Consider the following 25,693-nt stretch of genomic DNA (forward strand, 5'->3'; position numbering starts at 1 on the left):
ATCATGGCTGACTCGATTTCACTGAAGAAACTCGTCACCCGCCTGTTGCTGGTGGTGGTGGCGATGTTTGTCTTCGGGTTTGCCCTGGTGCCGATCTACGACGTGATGTGCAAGGCCTTCGGCATCAACGGAAAGACCGCCGGACAGTACGAGGGCGAGCAGACGGTGGACACATCGCGGCAGGTTCGCGTGCAGTTTCTGTCGACCAACTCCGCCGACATGCCCTGGGATTTCTACCCCAAGGGCGAAGAACTGACGACCAACCCCGGGGCGGTGAACGAGATGATCTTCATCGCCCACAACCCCACCGACCGCCCGATGAGTGCCCAGGCCGTGCCGAGCATCGCGCCCAGCACGGCGGCGGCGTACTTCCACAAGACCGAATGCTTCTGCTTTACCCAGCAAGTGCTGCAGCCCGGTGAACGAATAGAAATGCCGGTGCGCTTCATCGTTGACCGTGACATGCCCAAGGATGTGAAGCATTTGACGCTGTCCTACACGCTGTTCGATATCACCGCCCGACATCCACCGGTCGCTGTAAACACTGGCGGTTGAGCGTGCCCGATAAGGAGAACAATAAATGGCAACTCATGAGCACTATTACGTTCCGGCCCAGAGCAAATGGCCGATCATCGCCACCGTCGGGATGTTCGTCACCATGTTCGGCCTGGGCACCTGGTTCAACGATCTGAAGGCTGCGCGGCCGGAATCCCACGGCCCGCTGATCTTTTTCGTTGGCGGCCTGATGCTGGCCTACATTCTGTTCGGCTGGTTCGGCACGGTGATCAAGGAGAGCCGCAGCGGGTTGTACAGCGCGCAGATGGATCGCTCGTTCCGCTGGGGCATGAGCTGGTTCATTTTCTCGGAGGTCATGTTCTTCATCGCCTTCTTCGGCGCCCTGTTTTATGTGCGCCACCTTGCCGGGCCAGCCCTCGGCGGTGAAGGCACCAAGGGCATCGCCCATATGCTGTGGCCGAACTTCCAGTTCACCTGGCCGCTGCTGGACAACCCCGACTCCAAGCTCTTCCCGCCACCCAAGGAAGTCATCAGCCCCTGGGGCCTGCCGCTGCTCAACACCGTATTACTGGTCAGCTCCAGCGTCACCGTGACCATCGCCCACCACGCCTTGAAAAAGGGCCATCGCGGCGCATTGAAACTCTGGCTGGCGATCACCGTGTTGCTGGGCTGTGCGTTCCTCGGCTTCCAGGCCGAAGAGTACATGCACGCCTACCACGAACTGGGCCTGACCCTGGGCTCGGGCATCTACGGTGCCACATTCTTCATGCTCACCGGGTTCCACGGGGCCCACGTGACCATCGGCACCATCATCCTGTTCGTGATGTTGATGCGGATCATGCGCGGGCACTTCGACAACGAGCATCAGTTCGGCTTCGAGGCGGCGAGTTGGTACTGGCACTTCGTGGACGTGGTGTGGATCGGGTTGTTCGTTTTCGTTTACGTGCTGTGACGCGTTCCACTTAACGCCTTACCAAGGCGCATGCGACACCAACTGGCCGCTGAAGAAACCCCAGGCAATCAAGCCCACGGTCACGGCGGCCAGGGCAACACGGACACTCAAGGCAATGACGAGGCGGTTTGAACGGCTGTCGTCCTTGACCAGAAAAAACAGGCCGCTGAACAGGCTGACAACCGTGGCAATCAGCATCAGGACGATAGCTGCTTTGAGCATGGGGACACTCCGGGGGACATGCGATGCATTTGAGTATAGCTATCGCGCTGACCGACTTTCTGGCCACGCCATGAAGCGCTTTCGGCCGGGCGTTGTACCGACGCTGGTGGTCGCCCTTCTGCTGCCGCTGCTGGTGTCGCTCGGGTTCTGGCAACTGAGTCGCGGCGCGGAGAAAAGCGCGCTGCTGCAAAGCTACGCCGAACGCCGGGCCGCCGAACCGATGGCCAGCACCGAACTGCAACACAGCGCAGACCCGGCTTTCCGCCAGGTACGCCTGCACGGTCAATTCGATGCCGCCCACAGCCTGCTGCTGGACAACCGCCAGCGCGGCGGCAAGGTCGGGGTCGAGTTGCTGCAACCGTTCCAGGATCAGGCAACGGGATTGTGGCTGCTGGTCAATCGCGGCTGGTTGCCCTGGCCGGATCGCCGTACCCCACCGCAATTCACCACGCCCGCTGAAGTCCTGAGCCTCGACGCCTGGGTCTACGTGTCCCCCGGCGCTGCCTTCCAGCTGCACGCCGACCCGAGCACCAGCGCCTGGCCAAAACTGCTGACGGCCATTGACCCCAAGGCGCTCTGGACCTCCCTGGACCGCGACGGCTTTGCCTACGAATTACGCGCAGAAACCGGCCCCGCGACGTACCAGGCCGATTGGCCGGTGGTCGCCATGGGCCCGGAGAAACATATCGCTTATGCCGTTCAGTGGTTCGCCATGTCGATCGCCCTGTTCGGCCTTTATCTGTACCTCGGCTGGCACAACGCAAAGGAGAAACACCATGGGAGCGGCCATGAATCCACCCAGCATGTCTGAGGCCAAAACACCGGCGACGCGGCGCAAGGGACGCATTCAACTGTTGCTGATCCTGCTCGGGGTGGTCGGTCCGATGATCCTCGCCACCGGCATGTACAAATTGCAGTTCTGGGTGCCGGAGGGCCGCAGCTATCACGGTGAATTGATCGGCAACGGCCAGTCCCGCGCCGACCTTGGTGTGCAAGCCGATGAGCAGCGCTGGCAGCTGTTGGTGACCGCGCCGCAGGAATGCGCCGTGGACTGTCAGCAACTGGTGTACCTGGCCCGGCAGATTCAGATTGGCCTGGGCAAGGACGCCTCGCGCGCCAGCCATGCCATCGCCACCGCACAGCCTCTGAGCGGCGACTACGACGCCAAGCTGACCCGCGAATACCCACAGTTGCAGCGTTATCCGCTGGACCTGGGCACGTATCGCAAGACCTCGCCGGACCAGGCCTTGCCGCACCTGTGGATCGTCGACCCCCACGGCAATCTGGTGCTGCGCTACGACCCTTCGGTCAAAGGCAAGGACCTGCTCAACGACCTGCGCCACCTGCTGAAACTGTCGAACATCGGATAAGGGCATCGTCATGGCCAAACCTGGATTTCGCCTCGCGCTGTTTGCCACCCTGCTGGCGCTGATTGTGGTGTTGCTCGGCGCCTACACCCGCCTGACCCACGCCGGTCTCGGCTGCCCGGACTGGCCCGGCTGCTACGGCTTCATCAGCGTGCCGAAAAGCGAAGCCCAGCTGGCCCATGCCGAACTGCATTTCCCGGACACCCCGGTGGAAGCCCACAAGGGCTGGAACGAGATGATCCATCGCTACTTTGCCGGCACCCTCGGCCTGCTGATTTCAGTGTTGGCCGGCCGCGCGTGGGTGAATCGCCGGCATCCGGGGCAACCGCTGAAACTGCCGCTGTTTCTGCTGGGGGTGGTGTTCGCCCAGGCGGCTTTCGGCATGTGGACGGTGACGCTCAAACTCTGGCCGCAGGTGGTGACCGGGCATTTGCTCGGCGGTTTCGCCACCTTGAGTCTGTTGTTCCTGCTGACCTTGCGGCTGTCCGGAGTCTTGCCGGCGCTGACGGTGCCACGCCGCTTGCAATATTGGGCTACCGCCGGGCTGTTGCTGGTGATCGGGCAAATCGCCCTTGGCGGCTGGGTCAGTTCCAACTATGCCGCCGTGGCCTGCATCGACTTCCCCACCTGCCACGGCCAATGGCTGCCGGCCGCCGACTTCGCCAACGGCTTTCACCTGACCCAGCACATCGGCCCGAATTACCTCGGTGGCCAGCTCGACAGCGATGCCCGCACGGCGATTCACCTGACCCATCGCATCGGTGCCTTGCTGGTGACGCTGGTGCTGTTCGGCCTCGCCTGGCAGTTGAAGGTCGTTGGCATGACACGGCTGGCAGGGTTGGTACTGGTCGCCCTCGCCGCGCAGATCACCCTGGGCATCAGCAACGTGCTGTTTCATCTGCCGCTGCCCGTAGCCGTGGCGCACAACGCCGGCGGCGCGGCGCTACTGCTGACGATGGTGCTGGTCAATTATCACGCGCGAACCAGTCTGGTGCGGGTCACACAGCCGTCACGCTGGCGTTTCAGCCCGCGTAAACAATCCGCCGGGCCCATAACAATAAAAGGAGAGATGCCATGGCGATTCTGATCGGCGAACGTCCCAGCCAGGCGATCTGGCGTGACTACCTGGAGCTGACCAAACCCAAGGTGGTGGTGCTGATGCTCATCACCTCGCTGGTCGGGATGTTCCTCGCGACCCGCGCCGGCGTGCCCTGGACCGTGCTGGTGTTCGGCAACCTGGGCATCGCCTTGTGTGCCGGGGGAGCGGCGGCGGTGAACCATGTGGTGGATCGGCGGATCGATGCGGTGATGGCCCGCACCCACAAGCGGCCATTGGCCGAAGGACGGGTTTCACCGGCGGCGGCACTGACGTTCGCCCTGGTGCTGGCGCTGCTGGGGCAGGCGTTACTGCTGGCGTTTACCAACCCGCTGACGGCCTGGCTGACCCTGGCGTCCCTGCTCGGCTACGCCGTGATCTACACCGGCTTCCTGAAACGCGCGACACCGCAGAACATCGTCATCGGCGGTCTCGCCGGCGCCGCCCCTCCACTGCTGGGCTGGACCGCCGCCACCGGCCACGTCAGCGCCGAACCGCTGTTGCTGGTATTGATCATCTTCGCCTGGACCCCGCCGCACTTCTGGGCGCTGGCGATCCATCGCAAGGAGGAATACGCCAAGGCCGACATCCCGATGCTGCCGGTCACCCACGGCGAGCACTACACCAAGGTGCACATCCTGCTTTATACCGGCGCGCTGCTGGCCGTCAGCATGATGCCCTACGCGATCCACATGAGCGGCCTGCTCTATCTGATTTGCGCCGCAGGGCTAGGCGCAAGGTTTCTGCAATGGGCCGTGGTGCTGTACCGTGGCACTCGGCCGCACGCGGCGATCAACACCTTCAAGTACTCTATTTATTACTTGTTCCTGCTGTTTATCGCCCTGCTCGTAGACCACTACCTGATGTTGAACCTATGACTCGAACCCAAAAAACCGTCTTCATCCTTGTTGCCCTGATTGCACTGGTCCTGGGCCTGACCATCAACAAAGTGCTCTCCAGCAAGGGCCAGGGCGACCCGACGGCGCTGATCGATGCCGGCATCATCCTGCTGCCGCAAAGCCGCACCCTGCCGGATGTGAGCATGACCGATCAGGACGGCAAACCGGTGGCGATCAACGAGCTCAAGGGCAAGTGGAGCCTGCTGTTCTTCGGCTATACCTTCTGCCCGGACATCTGCCCGACCACCCTCGCCCAGCTGCGCCAGATCAAGAGCGAACTGCCGCCGGAGGCTGTGGCCAAGTTGCAGATCATCCTGGTCAGCGTCGACCCGAACCGCGACACACCCAAGCAGCTCAAGCAGTACCTGGGCTACTTCGACCCGCAGTTCATCGGCCTGACGCCTACATCCACCGATGAGCTGCAGAAAGTCGCCAACGCGGTGAGCATTCCGTTCATTCCGGCTGATACCAGCAAGCCCAATTACACGGTGGATCACAGCGGCAACCTCGCGGTGATCGGGCCGGACGGAACGCAACGCGGGTTTATTCGGGCGCCATTGAACAATGTGAAGCTGGTGGCGCAGTTACCGGTGATGGTTAACCGTAAATAATCGTCGCATCTCTCCCTGTAGGAGCGAGCATGCTCGCGATGGACTCCAGAACACCGCTGGGTATCAGGCTCCCAGCGTAATCGTTCACCTCCATCGCGAGCATGCTCGCTCCTACAGGGGGCCGTGTTTCAGGCATAAAAAAGGGGACGCTCATGGCGTCCCCTTTTTTAATTGCATCAGCCAATCAGAACGCCGGCACTACCGCGCCTTTGTACTTCTCGACGATGAATGCCTTCACTTCCGGGCTGTGCAAGGCAGCAACCAGCTTCTTCATCGCTTCGCTGTCCTTGTCGTCCGGACGGGCAACCAGGATGTTCACGTACGGCGAGTCGCTGCCTTCGATGACCAGTGCATCCTTGGCCGGATCGAGCTTGGCTTCCAGCGCGTAGTTGGTGTTGATCAGCGCCAGGTCGACCTGGGTCAGCACGCGCGGGATGGTCGCGGCTTCCAGTTCACGGAACTTCAGGTTTTTCGGGTTCTCGGTGATGTCCTTGACGGTCGACAGGATGTTGTTCGAATCCTTCAACTTGATCACGCCCGCCTTGTCCAGCAGCAACAGTGCGCGGCCGCCGTTGGTGGCATCGTTCGGGATCACCACGGTGGCGGTGCTTGGCAGCTCGGTCAGCGCCTTGTACTTGCTGGAGTAAGCACCCAGCGGCTCCAGGTGCACGCCGGCAACCGACACCAGGTTGGTGCCCTTGGCCTTGTTGAACTCATCGAGGTACGGCTGGTGCTGGAAGAAGTTGGCGTCCAGACGTTTCTCGGCTACCTGTACGTTCGGCTGGATGTAGTCGGTGAAGACCTTGACCTTCAAGTCCACGCCTTCTTTGGCCAGCGCCGGCTTCACGAACTCGAGAATCTCGGCGTGCGGCACCGGGGTGGCCGCAACGGTCAGGGTGTCGGCGTGGGCGGAAAAGGCCGCAACGGCAGCGAACGCGACGAGTAGTTTTTTCATTCAGCTAACTCCTTTAGAGGCGCCCGTTTTGGCGCCTGCCAGCGAATGGCCGGCACATGTCTTACTTACGGGAAAAATGCACAACCAATTTGTCGCCAACGGTTTGCAGGACCTGCACCAGCACCAGCAGCAAAATCACCGTGACCACCATCACGTCAGTCTGGAAACGCTGGTAGCCGAAACGGATCGCCAGGTCACCCAGACCACCGGCGCCCACCACACCGGCCATCGCCGTGTAGGAAACCAGTGTAATCGCAGTCACCGTAATCGCCGCGAAGATACCCGGACGGGCCTCCGGCAATAGCGCATTGGTGATGATCTGCCGGGTGGTCGCGCCCATGGCCTGGGTCGCCTCGATGATGCCGCGATCCACTTCACGCAGCGCGGTTTCCACCAGTCGTGCGAAGAACGGCGTGGCACCCACCACCAATGGCGGAATCGCACCGGCGACACCCAGCGAGGTACCTGTGATCAGCACAGTGAACGGGATCATCACGATCAGCAGAATGATGAAGGGCAGCGAACGCAGGATGTTCACCACCAGCGACAGCATCGCGTAGACACCTTTGGCTTCCAGCAATTGACGCGGGCTGCACAGGAACAACAGCACGCCCAGCGGCAGACCCAGCAGCACGGTGAACAGCAGCGAACCGCCGAGCATCAGCATCGTGTCGCCGGTGGCCAGCCAGATTTCGTACCAGTCGATGTTGGAGAAGAAACTCATCAGGGCTTCCATTAGCGCAGCACCTCCATGTGGACGTCGGCCGCGGTGAAGCGGGCGAAAGCCGCTTCCATGTCACCGCCGGTCACGGCCAGGGTCAGTTGCCCGTAAGGGATGTCTTTGATGCGGTCGATACGACCGGCGAGGATGCTGTAGTCCACACCGGTTTCGCGGGCGACGGTACCCAGCAACGGCGCGTAGGTCGCTTCGCCCTGGAAGGTCAGACGCACGATACGGCCCGGCACATGGGCGAAGTCGTCGCGCTGTTCGCTTTCGTCGATCTGCTCGTCTTCCTGGACGAAGCGCTTGGTGGTCGGGTGCTTCGGATGCAGGAACACCTCGGCCACCGAACCTTGCTCGACGATCACGCCAGCGTCCATCACGCCGACCTGATCGCAGACACGGCGGATCACGTCCATCTCATGGGTGATCAACACGATGGTCAGTTTCAGTTCGCGGTTGATCTCGGCCAGCAGTTGCAGGACCGACGCCGTGGTCTGCGGGTCCAGGGCACTGGTGGCCTCGTCGCACAGCAGGATTTTCGGCTTGGTGGCCAGGGCGCGGGCAATGCCGACACGCTGCTTCTGCCCACCGGACAACTGCGCCGGGTACTTGTTGGCGTGATCGGACAAACCCACGCGCGCCAGCAACTCGGCAACACGCTGGTCGATGTCGCTGCGGGACATTTCACCGGCCAGCGTCAGCGGCAGCGCGACGTTGTCGGCCACGGTCTTGGAAGCCAGCAGGTTGAAGTGCTGGAAAATCATCCCGACCTGTTGACGGAAACGGCGCAGGCCGTTGGCGTCGAGCGCGGTGACTTCCTCGCCGTCGACGATGATTTTGCCGCCGCTGGCGTTTTCCAGGCGGTTGATCAGACGCAGCAGGGTACTTTTTCCCGCACCGGAATGGCCGATCAGGCCGAAGACCTGGCCGTTCTCAATCGTCAGACTGGTCGGGTGCAGGGCGGGGATATCCTTACCGGCGACGCGGTAGGTTTTATGGACGTTTTGAAACTCGATCACGTAGCGAACCTTGTGGGGCGCGTTGGAAAAGGATCAGCGGTTAGCCGGGCGCGCATTTTAGCCTGTCCGTATAGAGGTTCTTAGCATTTATTTCGCTTTCATCCAGCGTTTTGGCAATAACGCGATCAAAGGTCAGATAAAAGGAACGCCCAAAAACCTCATCAGTCACTACTTAGGCCACTCGAAAATGCCTGAGGAGTCATGCCTGATGAGCACCAAGAAGCCCGCCGCCACCAAGAGCGCAATGGCCGGAACCGATACCCCGGACCGCAAGAACACCAACGCCAAGCTCGATAGCCTGGAACAATTCCGCTCCGATGCCACCGGTGAAGCCTTGCGAACCAATCAAGGCGTGAAGGTGGCGGACAACCAGAACACGCTGAAGGCCGGCGCTCGCGGGCCTTCGCTGCTGGAAGACTTCATCATGCGTGAAAAGATCACGCATTTTGACCATGAGCGCATCCCCGAACGCATCGTGCATGCCCGCGGCACCGGGGCCCATGGCTACTTCCAGTCGTACGAAAACCATAGCACGCTGACCAAGGCCGGTTTCCTACGGGACCCAGGCAAGAAAACCCCGGTGTTCGTGCGTTTTTCGACGGTGCAGGGACCGCGCGGGTCAGGCGATACCGTGCGTGATGTACGAGGTTTCGCCGTGAAGTTCTACACCGATGAAGGGGTCTACGACCTGGTGGGCAACAACATGCCGGTGTTTTTCATTCAGGACGCCATCAAGTTTCCCGACTTCGTCCACGCGGTGAAGCCCGAGCCCCATAACGAAATGCCCACCGGCGGCTCGGCCCACGACACCTTCTGGGACTTCGTTTCGCTGCAGCCGGAGTCGGCGCACATGGTGATCTGGGCCATGTCTGACCGAGCAATCCCGAAAAGCCTGCGCAGCATGCAGGGCTTCGGCGTGCATACCTTTCGCCTGATCAATGCCGAGGGCCAATCACGCTTCGTCAAATTCCATTGGCGCCCCACCGCCGGGACCTGTTCGCTGGTGTGGGATGAAGCCCAGAAGCTGGCGGGAAAGGACACCGACTATCACCGCCGCGACCTGTGGGAGGCCATCGAAACGGGCGATTACCCGGAATGGGAACTGGGGGTGCAGGTCATTGAAGAAGAGAACGAGCACGCCTTCGATTTCGACATTCTCGACCCGACCAAGCTGATTCCTGAAGAGCTGGTGCCAATCACCCCGCTGGGCAAGATGGTCCTGAACCGCAACCCGGACAATTTCTTCGCCGAGACCGAACAGGTTGCGTTCTGCCCGGGGCACGTCGTGCCGGGGATCGACTTTTCCAACGACCCGTTGCTGCAAGGTCGGTTGTTTTCCTACACCGATACGCAAATCAGTCGACTGGGCGGGCCGAACTTTCACGAGATTCCCATCAACCGCCCGGTGATCCCTGTCCACAATGGCCAGCGCGACGCCCAGCATCGCAGCACCATCGACAAGGGACGCGCAGCCTACGAGCCGAATTCCGTCGATGGCGGCTGGCCGAAAGAGACCCCGCCGGCAGCCGTGGACGGCGGTTTCGAGAGTTATCACGAGCGCATCGACGCCAATAAAATCCGTCAGCGCAGCGAATCGTTCAGCGACCACTTCTCCCAGGCACGGCTGTTTTTCCACAGCATGAGCACGCACGAGCAGGAACACATTATCTCGGCGTATAGCTTTGAGCTGGGCAAGGTCGAGCGCGAGTTCATCCGGGCACGGCAGGTCAACGAAATCCTCGCAAACATTGATTTGGAACTGGCCAAGCGGGTCGCGCAGAACCTGGGGTTGCCGGTGCCGAAGGCTGGGACAGTCAAAGTTGCGAAAACGTCTCTGGAGCGTTCGCCGGCCTTGAGTCAGGCCAACTTGCTGCCCGCCGATATCAAGACCCGCAAAGTCGCGATTCTCGCTGCCAATGGCGTCGACAGCGCGGCGATTGATGCCATGAAGAAAGCGCTGAAGGCCGAAGGCGCCCACGCCAAACTGCTGGGCCCGACCTCGGCGCCGGTGAAAACTGCCGACGGCAAGTCGTTACCCGTGGATGCGTCGATGGAAGGTTTGCCTTCAGTGACGTTCGACGCGGTGTTCGTGCCGGGTGGCGCCGCATCGATCAAGGCCTTGAGCGCTGACGGCGTGGCGCTGCATTACCTGCTGGAGGCTTACAAGCACCTGAAAGCGATTGCCTTGCATGGCGAGGCGAAGCAGTTGCTGGACGTGTTGAAGCTGGAGGTGGATGCGGGGTTGGTCGTCGGGGCGGACGCCAAGCTGTTCAAGGCGTTTATTGCCGCGATCGGGCAGCATCGGGTTTGGGAGAGGGAGGCGAAGGCCAAGGCGGTTCCTGCCTAGGTCTTGAGTGGATTGAGAGGTCGCCATCGCGAGCAAGCCTTGCTCCTACAGGGTAAGGGTCGTTCATCAATATGTGGACGACCTAAAACCTGTAGGAGCAAGGCTTGCCCGCGATGCTTTTAAGGTTGCTTACGCGGAGTCAAAACCACCTGCGCCGGAACACCGCGATCAATCTTGCGCTCCAGCTTCAGATCAAACTGCGGATCAAGCTTGTTCACCCGCTTGGTCAGCAAATTGGCCAGCCAGGGGTAATCATCGGTACGCGGCACCTGAAGGCTCACATCACACTGAAAGTTCACCACATCGGCGGCGATGGCATCCAATTGGCGGCGCATTTTGCCCATATCGTTGATATTGAGCTTCACCGTGGTGCTTTCAGCCTCCGGGTCGATGACCTTGGCCTTGCGCCTGGCTTCGGCTGACTTCAGGTCGGCTTCGGCTTTGTCCAGTTCCGCCTTGCGCGCTTGCGCGACGGCACCATTGACGCCCCCGGTCAGCGCAGGCGCCTTGGGCATCAACGCGCGGGCACGGGCCAGGGCCGTGGCGGCTGCGTTGACGTCGCCTTTTTGCAGCACGATCTGGCTGCGCATCAAATAGGCTTCGGCCAATTGCCGCTGGTATTGCTCCAGGGACTGATCGTTGGGCGATTCCGCCTGCAAGGCAGCCAGTTGATCTTCGGCCGTCGCCAGCTCGCTGCTGGCCAGGCTTTGCTCAAGCTGGGCAATGGCCGTGGCCCGCGCGTCCGGGGTCTCGGCCGCCGGCGGCGTGCTTTGGCATGCGCCCAGCAGCAGGGAAAATGCGACCAGGAGCACATATCGGGAGGTGAACAGCTTCATTCCTGCGACTCTCTAATTGCGCAAAAAGCGAGCAAGTCTACACCCCTCGACGGGGCAGAACAAAACTCAGCAGAAACAGTGCGGCGGCCGTCACAACGATGGACGGGCCGGCCGGGGTGTCCTTGAACCAGGACAATGCCAGCCCGCCGCACACGGCGAGTATGCCCAGCAGGCTCGCGCCCAGTGCCATCTGCTCCGGGGAGCGGGCGTGACGTTGTGCCGCAGCCGCCGGGATGATCAGCAACGAGGTGATCAACAGGACACCGACGATTTTCATCGCCACGGCAATCACCACGGCAATCAGCAACATCAGCGCCATGCGCAGCCCGGCCACCGGCAGGCCTTCGACCTTGGCCAGTTCTTCATGCACGGTGATGGCCAGCAAGGGGCGCCACAGGGTCACCAGCAACACCAGCACCGCCGCGCTGCCACCGAGGATCCAGGCCAGATCGGTCGGACTGATCGCCAGCAGGTCGCCGAACAGATAGGCCATCAGGTCGATCCGGACTTCGTGCATGAAGCTTAGTACGACCAGGCCGAGAGAGAGGGTGCTGGGTGCGAGAATTCCCAAAAGCGTGTCGGACGCCAGCGGTTGGCGCTGCTGCAAGGTCACCAGCAGCACCGCCAGCAGCAGGCAGCCCACGGTGACCGCGACTGTCGGGCTGACATCCAGCAGGAAGCCCAACGCCACCCCCAACAGCGCCGCGTGGGACAGGGTGTCGCCGAAATAGGCCATGCGCCGCCAGACCACGAACGACCCCAAGGGGCCCGCGACCACCGCCAAAGCCAGACCTGCAAGCAGGGCGTAGAGCAGGAAATCAGCCATGCTTGCAGTTGTCTCCGTGCACATGGTTATGGCCCGACGCGGGCGCCTTGACCACCGAGCCGTGCAGATCGTGGGCGTGGTCGTGATGGTGGTGATAAATCGCCAGGCTGGGTGCGTTCTTTCCGAACAGCTCGACGAAGGCCGGATCCCCACTGACCTGCTCGGGATGCCCGGAGCAGCAGACGTGACGATTGAGGCAGACCACTTGATCGGTGGTGCTCATCACCAGATGCAGATCGTGGGACACCATCAACACGCCGCAGCCGTGGCGGTCACGCAGGCGGGTGATCAGGCTGTAGAGCTCGGCCTGGCCGGCCACATCGACGCCTTGTACCGGTTCATCGAGCACCAGCAGTTCCGGTTCGCGCAGCAGGGCACGGGCCAGCAGGACGCGCTGCATTTCGCCGCCGGAGACGCTTTGCACCGGGCTGTCGATAACGTGCTCGGCGCCCACCTCCTTGAGTGCGGACAGGGCCATCGCACGGTCCACGCCCGGCACCAGGCGCAAGAAACGCAGCACCGAGAGCGGCAGGGTCGGATCGACGTGCAGTTTTTGCGGCATGTAGCCGACACGCAGTTTCGGCTTGCGCCAGACCGTGCCGCTGTCGGGTTTCAACAGACCCAGCACGGCCCGGACCAGCGTGGTCTTGCCGGCACCGTTGGGGCCGATCAGGGTGACGATCTGCCCGGGCTCGACGCTCAGCTCGATGTTATCCAGCACAGGCTGCCCGGCAAAAGTGACGGCGACCTGCTGCAAACGGATCAACGCATTGCTCATCAAGCCCCCTGGCAACCCGAGCAGAGACCGACCACTTCGACGGTCTGACCTTCGACGACGAACCCGACATCGGCAGCGCTGGCGATGATCGCGTCGCTGATGGGTTTCTGTTCGAGTTCAATGGCGGCGTGGCAGTCGCGGCAGATCAGGAACTGGCCCTGGTGCGGGTGCTCCGGGTGATTGCAACCGATGAAAGCGTTGAGCGAGGCGATACGGTGCACCAGGCCGTTCTCCAGGAGGAAGTCCAGCGCGCGGTACACCGTTGGCGGCGCGGCGCGGCGACCATCCTGCTCACTGAGCACCGCGAGAATGTCGTAGGCGCCCAGCGGTTTGTGGCTTTGCCAGACCAATTCCAGCACCCGCCGACGCAAGGCGGTCAGGCGCAGGCCCTGGCGCTCGCACAGGGCATCGGCCTCGGACAAGGCGCTGTGCACGCAATGAGAGTGGTCGTGGGGACGGCTGGCAATCGGTGTGATAGACATGAGCGGCGACGAGTTTTGTGAGAGACGTTATTATGTTACCCGTTCTCGCCTCTTCGAGTGGTCATCGTGTCCCGACTTTTTTCATACTTTGTCGCATTTATCGCAAGTTTTCTGCTGATCGGTCAGGCGCAAGCCGAGGTCAGGGTCCTCACCAGCATCAAGCCGCTGCAATTGATCGCCGCTGCCGTGCAGGATGGCGTGGCGATTCCGGAGGTCTTGCTGCCGCCGGGCGCGTCGCCGCATAACTATGCCTTGCGACCTTCCGATGTACGCAAGGTGCAATCGGTGGACCTGCTGTACTGGATCGGGCCGGACATGGAGGGGTTCCTGCCTCGCGTACTGAATGGCCGCTCGCTGCCGAGTGTCGCCGTACAGGACTTGCCCGGCATGAAACTTCGCCGTTTCGCCGAAGATAGCCACTCCCACGCCGAAGAAGCCGACGAACACGACCACGATCACCGTCCGGGCAGCCTGGATGCGCATTTGTGGCTCTCGCCCGTCAACGCCCGGGTCATCGCCACGAAGATGGCCGCCGACCTCAGCGCCGCCGACCCCGCCAACGCGGCGCGTTACGAGAGCAACCTCAAGGCCTTTGATGAACGTCTCGACGCCCTCGACCTGCGCCTGAAGAAGCGTCTGGCCGGCATTGAAGGCAAACCCTACTTCGTCTTCCACGAAGCCTTCGACTACTTCGAAGATGCCTACGGCCTGAAGCACACCGGCGTGTTCAGCGTTGCCGCTGAAGTTCAGCCGGGCGCCCAGCATGTCGCGGCGATGCGCGCGCGTTTGCAGGAAGTCGGCAAGACCTGTGTGTTCAGCGAACCACCGTTGCGTCCGCGCCTGGCGGAAACCCTGGTGGCCGGGCTGCCGGTGAAGTTGGCGGAGCTGGATGCGCTGGGTGGATACACACCGGCGACCGCTCAGGGGTATGAGCAGGTGCTGGAGAAGTTGGGGAATGATTTGGCGGGGTGTTTGGAGTCGTTGTAACAGGCACACACCTGTGGCGAGAGAGCTTGCTCCCTCGCCACAATATTTAAAGGGCGAAAGGCAACGGCGTATTGACGGTCTGCCGCTGCGCCAACCGCAGCTGGAACTCCATCGGATCGTGAATCAACACATCCTGCCCGGCGAACGATTCCGCCGCGATCAGACGCGACAACCAGAACCGCACACACGCCACCCGCAGCATGGTCGGCCACAGCTCGGCCTCGGCGGCGGTGAACGGACGCAGTGCGGCATAAGCGCCCAGCATCGCCCGCGCCCGCGGCCCGTCGATCAGGCCGTCGTCATCCGAACACCAGTCGTTCAAGGCAATCGCCACGTCGTAGAGCATCGGCCCCGAGCAGGCGTTGTAGAAGTCGATCAAGCCGGTCAGGTGCGTGCCTTCGAACATCGCGTTATCGCGGAACAGATCCGCGTGGATGTTGGCGCGCGGCAGGGCCAGGATTTTTTCTTTGTGCAGGGTGATTTCATCCAGCGCCCGTTCCAGTAGCGCTTTCTGCTCGGCATCGAGGTGCGAGAGAAACTGCGTGCCCTCCTCCAGCATCCAGTCCAGGCCACGATCGGTCTTGCGCTTGATCATGTTGTCGGCCTGGGTCGCCAGGTGCAGATGCGCCTGCAACTCACCCACCTGCGCGCAGTGCTGGGTGTTGGCTTGCTTGATGTGCTTGCCGGCCAGGCGTGGTTGCAGGAGCGCCGGCTTGCCGGCCAGTTCGCGCAACGCCACGCCGTCGGTGGTGCGCAGGGCGTAAGGCACCGGCAAGTCAGCGTCGTGCAGGACGTCGAGCAATTCGATGAAGAACGGCATCTCCTGGACCGGGCCGCGTTCGACCAGCGTCAGGACAAACTCGCCCTGCTCCAGGCTGATAAAGAAATTGGTGTTTTCACTACCGGCGGCAATCCCCTGGAAATCAAGCAGGCGGCCAAGGCCATAAGGGGCGAGAAAGGTTTCCAGCTCGGGCCGAGCCAGGGGGGTGAACACAGACATGTTTAAGCTGCCAGTACGGGCGCCGCTTGCGAGCCAGCGCCAATTGAAATTAGGAAACTATTTCCACTCGAAAATCTTCCACGACGGAATCAGCATATCCGGCTGATCCGAGCGGATGAAGTTTGCATCTGTACCGTCCGCACGCACCAGAAAGTACGGTTTCCCGCCTTTCGGAGTGACCTTGATGGCATATAGAAAACCATTCTGACGGTACTCTTGAATCGTTTTATCGCCTTCCGTGCGAATGGTTACATCCGGATCCGGCGTCGGTGCATCGTTCGCCGCCATCACGGCCAACGGTGTGATTGCAAACAACCCAGCCAGCAACAGGCGATTTAGTGTGCGCATGATAACCTTGTCCCTTTGTCGTCAACGGTCCCGCTATTCTAGCGCCGGACCCGCCGAAAAGGTTGATCGTGCTCATGAGCCAAGCCCCCCTCGTCCTGGTGGACGGTTCTTCTTACCTGTACCGCGCCTTTTTTGCGCTGCCACCTTTGACCACTTCCAAAGGCCTGCCGACCGGAGCGGTCAAGGGCGTGTTGAACATGCTCAAGAGCCTGCGCAAGCAGTATCCCGACAGCCCGTTCGCCGTGGTGTTCGACGCCAAGGGTGGGACCTTTCGCGATGAGATGTACGCCGAATACAAGGCCAACCGCCCGAGCATGCCCGACGACATGCGCCTGCAGATCGAGCCCCTGCACCAGAGCGTGAAAGCACTCGGCTTTCCGCTGCTGTGCGTCGAGGGCGTCGAAGCCGACGACGTGATCGGCACCCTGGCCCGCAGCAGCGCCGCCGCCAACCGCCCGGTGATCATCTCCACCGGCGACAAGGACATGGCGCAGCTGGTCGACGGGCACATTACCTTGGTCAATACCATGACCGGTAGCTCGATGGACGTGGAAGGCGTAAAGGAGAAATACGGCGTCGCTCCCGAGCAGATCATCGATTATCTGGCACTGATGGGCGATTCTTCCGACAACATTCCGGGCGTTCCCGGCATCGGCCCGAAGACCGCTTCCGGCCTGCTGGTGGGCGTGAATGGCGGCCTGACCGAACTTTACGCGCAGCTCGATATTGTTCCGACCCTGCCGATCCGCGGCGCCAAGACCCTGCCGGCCAAGCTCGAAGAGCACAAGGACATGGCATTCCTCTCCTATCAACTGGCGACGATCAAGGTCGATGTGCCGCTGGATGTTGGCCTCGACGACCTGCAAATGGGTCCCGAAGACCCGGTCAAACTCACCGAGCTCTACAACCTGCTCGAATTCAAGAGTTGGTTGAACGATTTGCAGCGCGACGCCAAGCGCGCCGAACTGAGCACCGCCGCCGAACCTGAGCCGGCACTCGACCTGTTCAGCGCCGCCGAGGCCGAAGCGCCAGCAGCCGCCTCTGAAACCCGCTACGAGACCATCCTCGATCAGGCACGCTTCGACGTCTGGCTGGAGAAATTGAACAACGCCAAACTGTTCGCTTTCGACACCGAAACCACCGGCATCGACGCGCAACAGGCACAACTGGTGGGCCTGTCGTTTGCCGTTCAGCCCAACGAAGCGGCCTACATCCCGCTGACCCACTCCTATATCGGCGTGCCGGAGCAGCTGGATCGTGACACCGTCCTGCGCGCCCTCAAGCCGATTCTGGAAGACCCGAACAAACTCAAGGTCGGCCAGCACGCCAAGTTCGACATGAACATCCTGGCCAACTGCGCCATCGGCGGCGATCAGGCCAACGGCATCACCGTGCGCGGCATCGCCTTCGACACCATGCTCGAATCCTATGTGCTCAACTCCACGGCCACCCGCCATGACATGGACAGCCTGGCGCTGAAGTACCTGGACCACACCACCGTGAGCTTCCAGGACATCGCCGGCAAAGGCGTGAAGCAGCTGACGTTCGATCAGATCGCGCTGGAGCAGGCCGGCCCCTATGCCGCCGAAGACGCCGACATCACTCTGCGCCTGCACGAGGCGCTGTTCGACAAGCTCAGCGCCATTCCGAGCCTGGCCAGTGTGCTGACCGACATCGAAATCCCGCTGGTGCCGGTGCTGGCGCGCATCGAACGCCAGGGTGCGTTCGTCGATGCCGCGCTGCTCGGCGTCCAAAGCATCGAACTGGGCGACAAGATGGTCGCGCTGGAGCGTGAGGCCTTCGAGATTGCCGGTGAGGAGTTCAACCTCGGCTCACCCAAGCAACTGGGCGTGATCCTCTACGAAAAACTCGGCCTGCCGGTGCTGAAGAAGACCGCCAAGGGCCAGCCGTCCACCGCCGAAGAGGTGTTGGCCAAGCTGGCCGAAGAAGACTATCGGCTGCCCAAGGTGCTGATGGAATACCGTTCCATGAGCAAGCTGAAAAGCACCTACACCGATCGCCTGCCGGAGCAGATCAACCCACGTACCGGGCGAATCCACACTTCGTACCACCAGGCAGTCGCGTCCACCGGACGCCTGTCCTCCAGCGACCCGAACCTGCAGAACATCCCGGTGCGCACCGCTGAAGGGCGGCGCATCCGCCAGGCGTTCGTGGCGCCGGCTGGCTACAAGCTGCTGGCAGCGGACTATTCGCAGATCGAGCTGCGGATCATGGCGCACCTGTCCCGGGACGAAGGCCTGATGAATGCCTTCCGGCACAATCTGGACGTGCACACCGCGACCGCCGCCGAGGTGTTCAAGGTCGAACTGACCGATGTGACCTCCGATCAGCGTCGCGGCGCCAAGGCGATCAACTTCGGCCTGATCTATGGCATGGGCGCACAAAAGCTCGGCAAGGACATCGGCGTCGATACCAAGACCGCCAAGGCCTACATCGACACCTACTTCGCCCGCTACCCGGGTGTGCGCGAGTACATGGACCGCACCCGCGCCCAGGCGGCGGACCAGGGTTATGTGGAGACTTTCTTCGGCCGCCGCTTGTATCTGCCGGAGATCAACTCCAACAAGCCGCAGGAACGCGCTGCCGCCGAGCGCACGGCGATCAACGCACCGATGCAGGGCACCGCGGCCGACATCATCAAGAAAGCCATGGTGGCTGTGGATAACTGGCTGACGTCCTCCGGGCTCGACGCCAAGGTGATCCTGCAGGTACACGATGAATTGGTGCTGGAGGTGCGTGAGGATCTGGTCGATCAGGTTCGCGATGAAATTCGCGTTCACATGAGTGGCGCGGCAAAACTGGATGTTCCGCTACTGGTCGAAGTCGGCGTGGGCAACAACTGGGATGAGGCGCACTAAGCCGTCTGTCGGCTAGTTTTCAGGCATCAGCCTGCTCGAGACGGCGTGTCAGTGGGATCCAATGCCCCCGGCACACCCTCGCGAGGCCCGAAATCACTGGGTTTGGCTGCGGCGTGGCGCCGCGCCGGAGCGCGAATCGACCCTTAGTACGGAAAATCCGTCGGTCAATTCCAAAGACATTGAAAAAAATTCTGAACTAATCTGAAGAAGCACCACTCAGAGATACTGAATGGCTGGTGAAGCCCTTCGATGCTCCTATGTTGTGTTAAGTGTTGGCAGATATCTGGACCCCGCCCTAGCGGTCTAGAACTTGAACCCCGGAACTTCCCCCTCCCCATAGAAGTCCGGGGTTTTTTTTGCCCGCAGAAAACTGCCCGGGGCGCGCCCCAGACAGTTCCCGGCCCTTACTGCGCCTCTGCCTCGGCGCCTTTGTCCGCCAGCTCCATCCAGCCCGCCAGCACTGTGTAGGCCTCTTCCAGCCCCATGCGCTTGGGCGCCGAGAACAGCTGGATCGTCACTGCGCTGCCCCAGCCCTTGCGGATTTCCGATTGAACCTTGAGCAGCGTGTTTTTCGCCGCGCCATAGGTCAACTTGTCCGCCTTGGTCAGCAGAATGTGCATCGGCATGCCGCTGGCGACGGCCCAGTCGAGCATCAGCAGGTCGAAATCTGTCATCGGGTGACGGATGTCCATCATCAGAATCAGACCTTTCAAACTCTCGCGGCTGCCCAGGTAGGCCTCGAGGTGACGCTGCCAGTGTTGCTTGAGCGGGATAGGGACTTTTGCATAACCGTAGCCCGGAAGGTCGACCAGACGGCGTTCATCGTCTAGCTTGAAGAAATTCAACAGTTGCGTGCGCCCCGGCGTTTTCGAGGTTCGCGCCAGGCTGGCATGGGTCAGGGTGTTGAGAGCACTGGACTTGCCGGCGTTGGAACGCCCGGCGAAGGCGACTTCAAAACCTTCGTCATCCGGACATTGGTCGACTTTGGCCGCGCTGAGCATGAAGGTGGCCTGTTGGCACAGACCGAGGATGGGATTCTTGAGTTGCATGGGATTTCCGATGTGGGCGGCGCCTGGAATGGGCGCGGCAAGCGGTGTCGCTTCCGTTTCAGTGACGCCAGTATATAATGCCGCAGATTTTGTGTGCGCTTTGTCCCAGCGTAGGACGAAGTTCACGAGAGCGACAGAACTGAATTGCGCACTAGAACGCAGCACGCTCTCAACCCTGAAAAGGTCGTTTTATGACGAAATGGCTGCTGGTAGCCGGGGTCTTGATGCCGCTTTACAGCGCTCAGGCTACACAAGATCCGGAAGCCGTGTACAACCGTGTTTGTGGTGCCTGTCATTCCGGCCAACTACCCATGGCGCCCAAAAGAGGCGATCAGGAAGCTTGGACGCCGAGGTTGGCGAAAGGTATGGAGACGCTGGTACAACACGTGACCCAGGGTTTCAAGGCGATGCCGCCGCGTGGTTTGTGCATGGACTGCAGTGCCGAGGATTACCGAGCCATCATCCAGTGGATGAGCGAGTAAACCCGGTCCATAACTCTTAACCCTTAGCCGTAGTTGGATTAGCTGATGAACAAACTGATCGTGAGTCTGCTGTTGACCGTGGGGATCTCCGGCGCTGCCTATGCCGCAGGTGAGCCAGTAAAACCTGGTGACGCCGCAGCAGGCCAGGCAAAAGCCGCCGTATGTGGCGCCTGTCATGGCCCGGATGGCAACAGCATGGCGCCTAACTTTCCAAAACTGGCCGGCCAGGGTGAACGCTACCTGACCAAGCAGCTGCACGACATCAAGTCGGGCAAGCGCACCGTTCTGGAAATGACCGGCCTGCTGACCAACCTGAGCGATCAGGACCTGGCGGACATCGCCGCCTACTTCGCCAGCCAGAAAGGCAGCGTCGGCGCCGCCGACCCGAAAATCGTGGCTCGCGGTGAAGCGCTGTTCCGTGGCGGTGACCTGGCCAAGGGCATGCCAGCCTGCACCGGTTGCCACTCGCCAAACGGCGCGGGCAACGCCGCTGCCGGCTTCCCGCACCTGGGTGGCCAGCACGCTCAATACGTCACCAAGCAACTGACCGATTTCCGCAAGGAAGAAGGCGGCCGCACCAACGACGGCGACGCCAAACCGATGCAGAGCATTGCCAAGAAGATGAGCGACGAAGACATCGCCGCCGTGTCGAGCTACATTCAAGGCCTGCACTAAAACCGGTGAGTCGGGCGTAGCGTGAGGCATACAACTCTTGCAACGTTAACGCCCGATTAATCCATTGCAGGAAGTATAAAAAGGGTGGCTTTGGCCGCCCTTTTTTGTGGCTGCTGCCGTTACACTACAGAACTCACGCCCGCCTCGACCTGTCTGAAAACAGGTCGCGCGAGGCGATAAAATTTGTCCAGGAGTAAAGCATGCGTAATCTGATCATCAGCGCCGCACTGGTCGCTGCCAGCCTGTTCGGCATGACTGCCCAGGCCGCCGAAACCCCAGCCGCCCCTTACGTTGAACTGAGCAATCCGGTTCCGGTCGCCGTTCCAGGCAAGATCGAAGTGGTGGAGCTGTTCTGGTACGGCTGCCCGCACTGCTACGCCTTCGAGCCGGTGATCAACCCTTGGGTCGAGAAACTGCCTTCGGACGTTAACTTCGTCCGTATTCCCGCCATGTTCGGTGGCCCGTGGAACGCCCACGGCCAGATGTTCCTGACCCTGGAAGCCATGGGTGTGGAGCACAAGGTTCACGCGGCGGTGTTCAACGCGATTCAGAAAGAACACAAGAAGCTGACCGACAAAAATGAAATGGCGGACTTCCTGGCCACCCAGGGCGTCGACAAGGACAAGTTCCTGGCCACCTTCGATTCTTTCGCCATCAAGGGCCAGATCGTGAAGGCCACTGACCTGGCCAAGAAATATGAGATCACCGGTGTTCCAACCATGATCGTCAACGGCAAGTATCGCTTTGACGTGGGTTCTGCCGGTGGCGCTCAAGAAGCCCTGCAACTGGCCGACAAGCTGATCGACAAAGAGCGAGCAGCCAACAAGGCGGCCTCCAACTAAAAGGCTTTACCCACCATGCGCCGCTGGGGAAGTGAACGCAGTGTTGGCCTGCATGATCCGCGGGTCAACGAGCATCATCTGCAAACGACGGGCCTGCCCGAAGACAGCCGTTTGCGTTTGCTCAGTTTCAATATCCAGGTCGGCATCAGTACCGAACGTTATCGGCATTACCTGACCCGGGGCTGGCAACACCTGTTGCCGCACCCCGGGCGTGCCGACAATCTGCAGAAAATCGGCAGCCTGCTCGGCGACTTCGATCTGGTCGCCCTGCAGGAAGCCGACGGCGGCAGCCTGCGCTCAGGCTACGTCAATCAAGTCGAACACCTGGCCCAGCTCGGCGCCTTTCCCTACTGGTATCAGCAACTCAATCGCAATCTCGGACGCTTCGCCCAGCACAGCAATGGCGTGCTGAGCCGCCTGCGGCCGTGGGCGATCGAGGATCATCCGTTGCCGGGGCCGAAAGGTCGCGGAGCGATTCTGGTGCGCTTCGGCGAAGGCCCGGATGCCATGGTGGTGGTGATGATGCACCTGGCCCTCGGCGCACGGACCCGCAGCCTGCAACTGGCCTATATCCGCGAGCTGATTGGTGGCTACAAGCACCAGGTCCTGATGGGCGACATGAACACCCATGCCAGCGATCTGCTGCAAAGCTCGCCTTTGCGTGACCTCGGCCTGCTCGCGCCACAGCTGGAAGCGACATTCCCCAGCTGGCGTCCGCAACGCTGCCTTGACCACATTCTCCTGAGCCCGAGCCTGACCCTGGAAAAGGTCGAGGTGCTGGCCCAACCCATTTCTGATCACCTGCCCGTCGCGGTAGAGATTCGTCTGCCGAGTTCGCTCACGGCCGATGCATTGCCCGCGTTGAGTCCTACCCATCGCGGAACCCCTGAATGAGCGACGACGCCCAGCGCTGGAAAGAGAAATACCTCAAAAGTATCGAACAACAGGAAAAGCTCGAACGCCGCTGGGACGCCCGCCTCGACTTGCTGCGCCGCGGCCTGGTGCGCAGTACGCTGGCGGCGGAAGGCACCGACCGCGCCGTCGATCAATGCATGAAGGAAATGCGTGAAGTCGTGCGCACCGACGACATGGATGCAGGCCTGGCAGCCCTGATCCCGCGCCTGGAAAAAGCCGTGCTCGACTCCGAGCAGCGCAGGGAAACCCGCATCAACCAGACCAGCGCCGCACTGACAGCGCTCGTCACTCAACTGCAAACCTTGCCGCTGCCTCGGGAAGTCAGTCGTCCGCTGAAGAATTTCGCCAAACACCTGGATGACCGGGTCAGCCAGGCGCGCGAGATGCCGTTGCTGCTCAGTGAGCTGAGCGGTTTGCAGGGCAAGGCCTTGAGTCAGCTGGAAACCCCGGCGGAACCTGATCGACCCAGCCTGCTGCAACGATTGTTCGGGCACCGCGAAGCCGATGATGCAACAGCCCAGGCCGCGCCGATCGCCGAGCAACAGCCCATTCGGCCGGTGGAAACCGTACACCCTGCGGTAGAAGTTGAGTTGCACGTCGAAACGCCGGAAGCGACGTCCGAGCCACAAACTCCGCAGATGACACCTGCGCCGACAATTCCAGCCATTGAACCGACGGTACTCGAAGCACAGCCAGAGCCTGCGACGCTTGCGCCAACAGAACCCCAGTCAGATCCATCCGAAACAGCTGCAACCGTCTCCGAGGCGCCCGCAGCCCCGATCGAACCGGCCATCAATCCCGACGAGCTGACCCACACCGAGCCTGCCGCCCCACAGCCCTCGGAACTGGCTGCCGACGAGCCCGAGCAGCCCGCGCATGACGTTCTCTATGCCCTGCCAGACTCCCCCGAGCCGTCCTACAGCTCGGTGGCCAAGCACATCGAAGAGACCTTGCTGGGCCTGCTCGACGATCTGACGATCCCCGAGCACCATCGCCCGCAGGCGGATTCGATGCGCTATCGCCTGCAAAACGGCTTGAACTGGTATGAGCTGCTACCCATCCTCGACGATCTGGCCACCCTGATGCTGGCCATCTCGGGCAGCGGCCAGCACGAATTCGAAACCTACTTGCAGCATCTCAATGAACGCCTCGAAACGTTCCAGAGCAATCTGCAAGCCGCCAGCGAGGGCCATGCCGACAACCGCAGCGCCGCCCAGGCCATGGACACGCAGATCCGCGAGCAAGTGGATGGCATGCAGAGCAGCATGCATGAAGCGTCCAACCTGGACGACCTCAAAGTGGTGCTGGAAAACCACCTCGAAGGCTTGCTCGGCACCATGGATCGTCATCGCCAGCAACGCGACGAGCGCGAGCAGGAGGTAGCGGCCCGTCTGCAGAGCCTGGCCGAGCGCGTGACCCACATGGAACAGGAGGCCCTGGGCTTTCGCGAACACCTCGAAGAACAGCGCCAGAAAGCCTTGGTCGACCCGCTGACGGGATTGCCCAACCGCGCGGCCTGGAGTGAGCGTCTGGAGCATGAAGTCAGGCAGTGGCAACAGCACGGCAATACGTTGATGCTGGCCATGCTCGACCTCGATCACTTCAAGCGCATCAACGATAACTACGGTCACCTGGCCGGTGACAAGGTACTGAAAATCATTGCCACGGTGCTGCGCAAGCGCCTGCGCGGAACAGATTTCATTGCCCGGTTTGGTGGTGAAGAGTTCGTCCTGCTATTGCCGTCGACGGTGCCGGCAGCCGGGATGAAACTGCTGGAGCACCTGCGCGCCTCGATCGAAGCCTGCCCGTTCCACTTCAAGGGTGAGCCGGTCACCGTCACCATTTCCATGGGTTTGACGGCGTTCAAAGCCGGTGAAAACAGCGATCTGGTGCTCAAGCGAGCCGACCAGGCGCTTTATCGTGCAAAAAATGCCGGGCGCAATCGAGTGGAGTTGGGCTGAGTGGCCGTACCGGCACTGATTTAAAACTTTGTCATTGCCCGCCGCACGCAAGGCAGTACGTTACACTGTTGCATTACTGTCTTGCGTGTATTGCCCAGCCATGAAATTTTCCGCGTTCATCATCACGTCACTTCTGCTTCTGGCCGGCTGTGCCAGTGGCCCTCGCTACGACACCAGTCACCCTTCCAGCAATCACGACAGCCGCATCCAGTTCGTGGTGTTGCATTACACAAACGCCTCGCAGGAACGTTCGCTGCAATTGCTGACAACGGGTGAAGTCAGCAGCCATTACCTGATCGGCGACGACAAAAAGGCGACCATCTTCAAATTGATGGATGAGAACCAGCGGGCCTGGCACGCCGGAGAAAGCCAATGGCAAGGCCGGACCTGGCTGAACTCGAGCTCCATCGGCATCGAAATCGTCAATCCGGGATTCAAGGACACCCCCACCGGACGTCTCTGGTACCCCTACAGCGAAGCGCAGGTGCAGTCCATGATCGTGCTGCTCAAGGACATCACCACTCGCTACCGCATCAGTCCTCGCAGCATCGTTGGTCATAGCGATATTGCCCCCCTGCGCAAACTGGACCCGGGCCCGCTGTTTCCCTGGAAGCGCCTGGCGGCGGCAGGTTTCGGCATCTGGCCCAACGAGCAGGCCGTGGCGCGGCAACAGCTACAATTTGAAGCACAGCTGCCCAGCGTCAGCTGGTACCAGTCGCAGTTAGCCCGCTTCGGTTACGAGATTGCACAGACTGGCGAACTCGACGTCGCCACTCGCCATGTAATCGCTGCCTTCCAGATGCATTTCCGGCCCTCGCGCTTTGACGGCACGCCGGACGCGCAAACAGCGGCGCTGCTCCAGGTGTTGAATCAGACAAAATAGTGACGACCGCCCGACGGTCAGCGCGCCGTTGCCGATCAGCAG

General features: G+C 61.3%; 27 protein-coding genes. 16 read left to right on the top strand and 11 right to left on the bottom strand.

Translation table 11 applies throughout. The features are described from left to right. The first annotated feature begins 3 nt into the window (after nt 1-3). Nucleotides 4-555, top strand: a complete 552-nt coding sequence (locus DKY63_RS19460) for a cytochrome c oxidase assembly protein (RefSeq protein WP_110965570.1) — start codon at nt 4-6, stop codon at nt 553-555. 25 nt (nt 556-580) lie between these two features. Further along, nucleotides 581-1,468, top strand: coding sequence for a cytochrome c oxidase subunit 3 (locus tag DKY63_RS19465; RefSeq protein ID WP_110965571.1), 888 nt, complete (start codon nt 581-583; stop codon nt 1,466-1,468). A gap of 18 nt (nt 1,469-1,486) precedes the next feature. Here the strand turns inward: DKY63_RS19465 and DKY63_RS19470 are convergent, their stop codons facing one another. Further along, nucleotides 1,487-1,690 (bottom strand): twin transmembrane helix small protein, encoded by a 204-nt coding sequence (locus DKY63_RS19470; protein ID WP_110965572.1) that lies wholly within the window; start codon nt 1,688-1,690, stop codon nt 1,487-1,489. A 70-nt stretch (nt 1,691-1,760) separates the two neighbouring features. On the opposite strand from DKY63_RS19470, the gene DKY63_RS19475 reads away from it, so the two are divergent. From DKY63_RS19475 to DKY63_RS19495, 5 genes are read left to right on the top strand one after another with little or no spacing between them, the layout of a single operon-like run. Continuing rightward, complete coding sequence (locus tag DKY63_RS19475) at nt 1,761-2,501, top strand: SURF1 family protein (RefSeq protein ID WP_110965573.1); 741 nt, start codon at nt 1,761-1,763, stop codon at nt 2,499-2,501. Further along, on the top strand, nt 2,467-3,060 hold the full coding sequence (locus DKY63_RS19480; RefSeq protein ID WP_110967947.1) for a hypothetical protein: 594 nt from the start codon (nt 2,467-2,469) through the stop codon (nt 3,058-3,060). Before DKY63_RS19475 ends, DKY63_RS19480 begins: the two co-directional genes overlap by 35 nt. Before the next feature lie 10 nt (nt 3,061-3,070). Then, nucleotides 3,071-4,144: a COX15/CtaA family protein gene (locus DKY63_RS19485; RefSeq protein ID WP_110965574.1), complete on the top strand. Its 1,074-nt coding sequence runs from the start codon at nt 3,071-3,073 to the stop codon at nt 4,142-4,144. After that, on the top strand, nt 4,132-5,031 hold the full coding sequence (cyoE, locus tag DKY63_RS19490) for a heme o synthase (RefSeq protein WP_110965575.1): 900 nt from the start codon (nt 4,132-4,134) through the stop codon (nt 5,029-5,031). Before DKY63_RS19485 ends, cyoE begins: the two co-directional genes overlap by 13 nt. Next, entirely contained in the window at nt 5,028-5,663 is a 636-nt protein-coding gene (locus DKY63_RS19495) for an SCO family protein (protein WP_110965576.1), read from the top strand. Before cyoE ends, DKY63_RS19495 begins: the two co-directional genes overlap by 4 nt. Nucleotides 5,664-5,847: 184 nt before the next feature. Here the strand turns inward: DKY63_RS19495 and DKY63_RS19500 are convergent, their stop codons facing one another. From DKY63_RS19500 to DKY63_RS19510, 3 genes are all read right to left on the bottom strand, one after another. Then, on the bottom strand, nt 5,848-6,618 hold the full coding sequence (locus DKY63_RS19500; protein ID WP_110965577.1) for a MetQ/NlpA family ABC transporter substrate-binding protein: 771 nt from the start codon (nt 6,616-6,618) through the stop codon (nt 5,848-5,850). 61 nt (nt 6,619-6,679) lie between these two features. Continuing rightward, nucleotides 6,680-7,354, bottom strand: coding sequence for a methionine ABC transporter permease (locus DKY63_RS19505; RefSeq protein WP_110965578.1), 675 nt, complete (start codon nt 7,352-7,354; stop codon nt 6,680-6,682). After that, a complete protein-coding gene (locus tag DKY63_RS19510; RefSeq protein ID WP_110965579.1) occupies nt 7,354-8,361 on the bottom strand; it encodes a methionine ABC transporter ATP-binding protein in 1,008 nt (335 codons plus the stop codon). The genes DKY63_RS19505 and DKY63_RS19510 overlap by 1 nt, the downstream gene beginning before the upstream one ends. A 187-nt stretch (nt 8,362-8,548) precedes the next feature. Here DKY63_RS19510 and katE point away from each other — a divergent pair, with 187 nt between their 5' ends. Then, on the top strand, nt 8,549-10,708 hold the full coding sequence (gene katE, locus DKY63_RS19515) for a catalase HPII (protein ID WP_110965580.1): 2,160 nt from the start codon (nt 8,549-8,551) through the stop codon (nt 10,706-10,708). 119 nt (nt 10,709-10,827) lie between these two features. Here katE and DKY63_RS19520 read toward each other — a convergent pair whose 3' ends face one another. From DKY63_RS19520 to zur, 4 genes are read right to left on the bottom strand one after another with little or no spacing between them, the layout of a single operon-like run. Beyond that, on the bottom strand, nt 10,828-11,544 hold the full coding sequence (locus tag DKY63_RS19520) for a PA5502 family lipoprotein (RefSeq protein WP_110965581.1): 717 nt from the start codon (nt 11,542-11,544) through the stop codon (nt 10,828-10,830). Nucleotides 11,545-11,581: 37 nt separating this feature from the next. Next, nucleotides 11,582-12,370: a zinc ABC transporter permease subunit ZnuB gene (gene znuB / locus DKY63_RS19525; protein ID WP_110965582.1), complete on the bottom strand. Its 789-nt coding sequence runs from the start codon at nt 12,368-12,370 to the stop codon at nt 11,582-11,584. Continuing rightward, on the bottom strand, nt 12,363-13,148 hold the full coding sequence (gene znuC, locus DKY63_RS19530; RefSeq protein WP_110965583.1) for a zinc ABC transporter ATP-binding protein ZnuC: 786 nt from the start codon (nt 13,146-13,148) through the stop codon (nt 12,363-12,365). Before znuC ends, znuB begins: the two co-directional genes overlap by 8 nt. Beyond that, nucleotides 13,148-13,630: a zinc uptake transcriptional repressor Zur gene (gene zur / locus DKY63_RS19535; RefSeq protein WP_110965584.1), complete on the bottom strand. Its 483-nt coding sequence runs from the start codon at nt 13,628-13,630 to the stop codon at nt 13,148-13,150. The genes znuC and zur overlap by 1 nt, the downstream gene beginning before the upstream one ends. A 66-nt stretch (nt 13,631-13,696) precedes the next feature. Here zur and DKY63_RS19540 point away from each other — a divergent pair, with 66 nt between their 5' ends. Continuing rightward, the gene (locus DKY63_RS19540) at nt 13,697-14,617 is read left to right on the top strand and encodes a zinc ABC transporter substrate-binding protein (protein WP_204354248.1); all 921 of its coding nucleotides are present in this window, start codon (nt 13,697-13,699) and stop codon (nt 14,615-14,617) included. A 46-nt stretch (nt 14,618-14,663) separates the two neighbouring features. Here DKY63_RS19540 and DKY63_RS19545 read toward each other — a convergent pair whose 3' ends face one another. After that, on the bottom strand, nt 14,664-15,617 hold the full coding sequence (locus tag DKY63_RS19545) for a homoserine kinase (RefSeq protein WP_110965586.1): 954 nt from the start codon (nt 15,615-15,617) through the stop codon (nt 14,664-14,666). Between the two features lie 57 nt (nt 15,618-15,674). Beyond that, nucleotides 15,675-15,965 (bottom strand): DUF2782 domain-containing protein, encoded by a 291-nt coding sequence (locus DKY63_RS19550; RefSeq protein WP_110965587.1) that lies wholly within the window; start codon nt 15,963-15,965, stop codon nt 15,675-15,677. Nucleotides 15,966-16,039: 74 nt separating this feature from the next. On the opposite strand from DKY63_RS19550, the gene polA reads away from it, so the two are divergent. After that, nucleotides 16,040-18,844, top strand: coding sequence for a DNA polymerase I (gene polA / locus DKY63_RS19555; RefSeq protein WP_110965588.1), 2,805 nt, complete (start codon nt 16,040-16,042; stop codon nt 18,842-18,844). Between the two features lie 404 nt (nt 18,845-19,248). On the opposite strand, the gene yihA is transcribed toward polA, so the two are convergent. Beyond that, complete coding sequence (yihA, locus tag DKY63_RS19560) at nt 19,249-19,893, bottom strand: ribosome biogenesis GTP-binding protein YihA/YsxC (RefSeq protein ID WP_110965589.1); 645 nt, start codon at nt 19,891-19,893, stop codon at nt 19,249-19,251. Between the two features lie 191 nt (nt 19,894-20,084). Here yihA and DKY63_RS19565 point away from each other — a divergent pair, with 191 nt between their 5' ends. The 6 genes from DKY63_RS19565 (at nt 20,085) to DKY63_RS19590 (ending at nt 25,651) form a co-directional block, all read left to right on the top strand. Next, nucleotides 20,085-20,375, top strand: a complete 291-nt coding sequence (locus DKY63_RS19565) for a c-type cytochrome (protein ID WP_110965590.1) — start codon at nt 20,085-20,087, stop codon at nt 20,373-20,375. Nucleotides 20,376-20,420: 45 nt separating this feature from the next. Continuing rightward, on the top strand, nt 20,421-21,050 hold the full coding sequence (locus DKY63_RS19570; protein ID WP_110965591.1) for a c-type cytochrome: 630 nt from the start codon (nt 20,421-20,423) through the stop codon (nt 21,048-21,050). A gap of 200 nt (nt 21,051-21,250) precedes the next feature. Beyond that, nucleotides 21,251-21,892: a thiol:disulfide interchange protein DsbA gene (dsbA, locus tag DKY63_RS19575; RefSeq protein ID WP_110965592.1), complete on the top strand. Its 642-nt coding sequence runs from the start codon at nt 21,251-21,253 to the stop codon at nt 21,890-21,892. Nucleotides 21,893-21,907: 15 nt separating this feature from the next. Beyond that, nucleotides 21,908-22,786: an endonuclease/exonuclease/phosphatase family protein gene (locus tag DKY63_RS19580; RefSeq protein WP_110965593.1), complete on the top strand. Its 879-nt coding sequence runs from the start codon at nt 21,908-21,910 to the stop codon at nt 22,784-22,786. Continuing rightward, nucleotides 22,783-24,768: a GGDEF domain-containing protein gene (locus tag DKY63_RS19585; RefSeq protein WP_110965594.1), complete on the top strand. Its 1,986-nt coding sequence runs from the start codon at nt 22,783-22,785 to the stop codon at nt 24,766-24,768. Before DKY63_RS19580 ends, DKY63_RS19585 begins: the two co-directional genes overlap by 4 nt. Before the next feature lie 100 nt (nt 24,769-24,868). Beyond that, on the top strand, nt 24,869-25,651 hold the full coding sequence (locus tag DKY63_RS19590; RefSeq protein ID WP_110965595.1) for an N-acetylmuramoyl-L-alanine amidase: 783 nt from the start codon (nt 24,869-24,871) through the stop codon (nt 25,649-25,651). The last annotated feature ends 42 nt before the right edge of the window (nt 25,652-25,693 follow it).

The organism is Pseudomonas putida (genome assembly GCF_003228315.1).
GTDB classification, from domain to species: Bacteria; Pseudomonadota; Gammaproteobacteria; order Pseudomonadales; family Pseudomonadaceae; genus Aquipseudomonas; species Aquipseudomonas putida_S.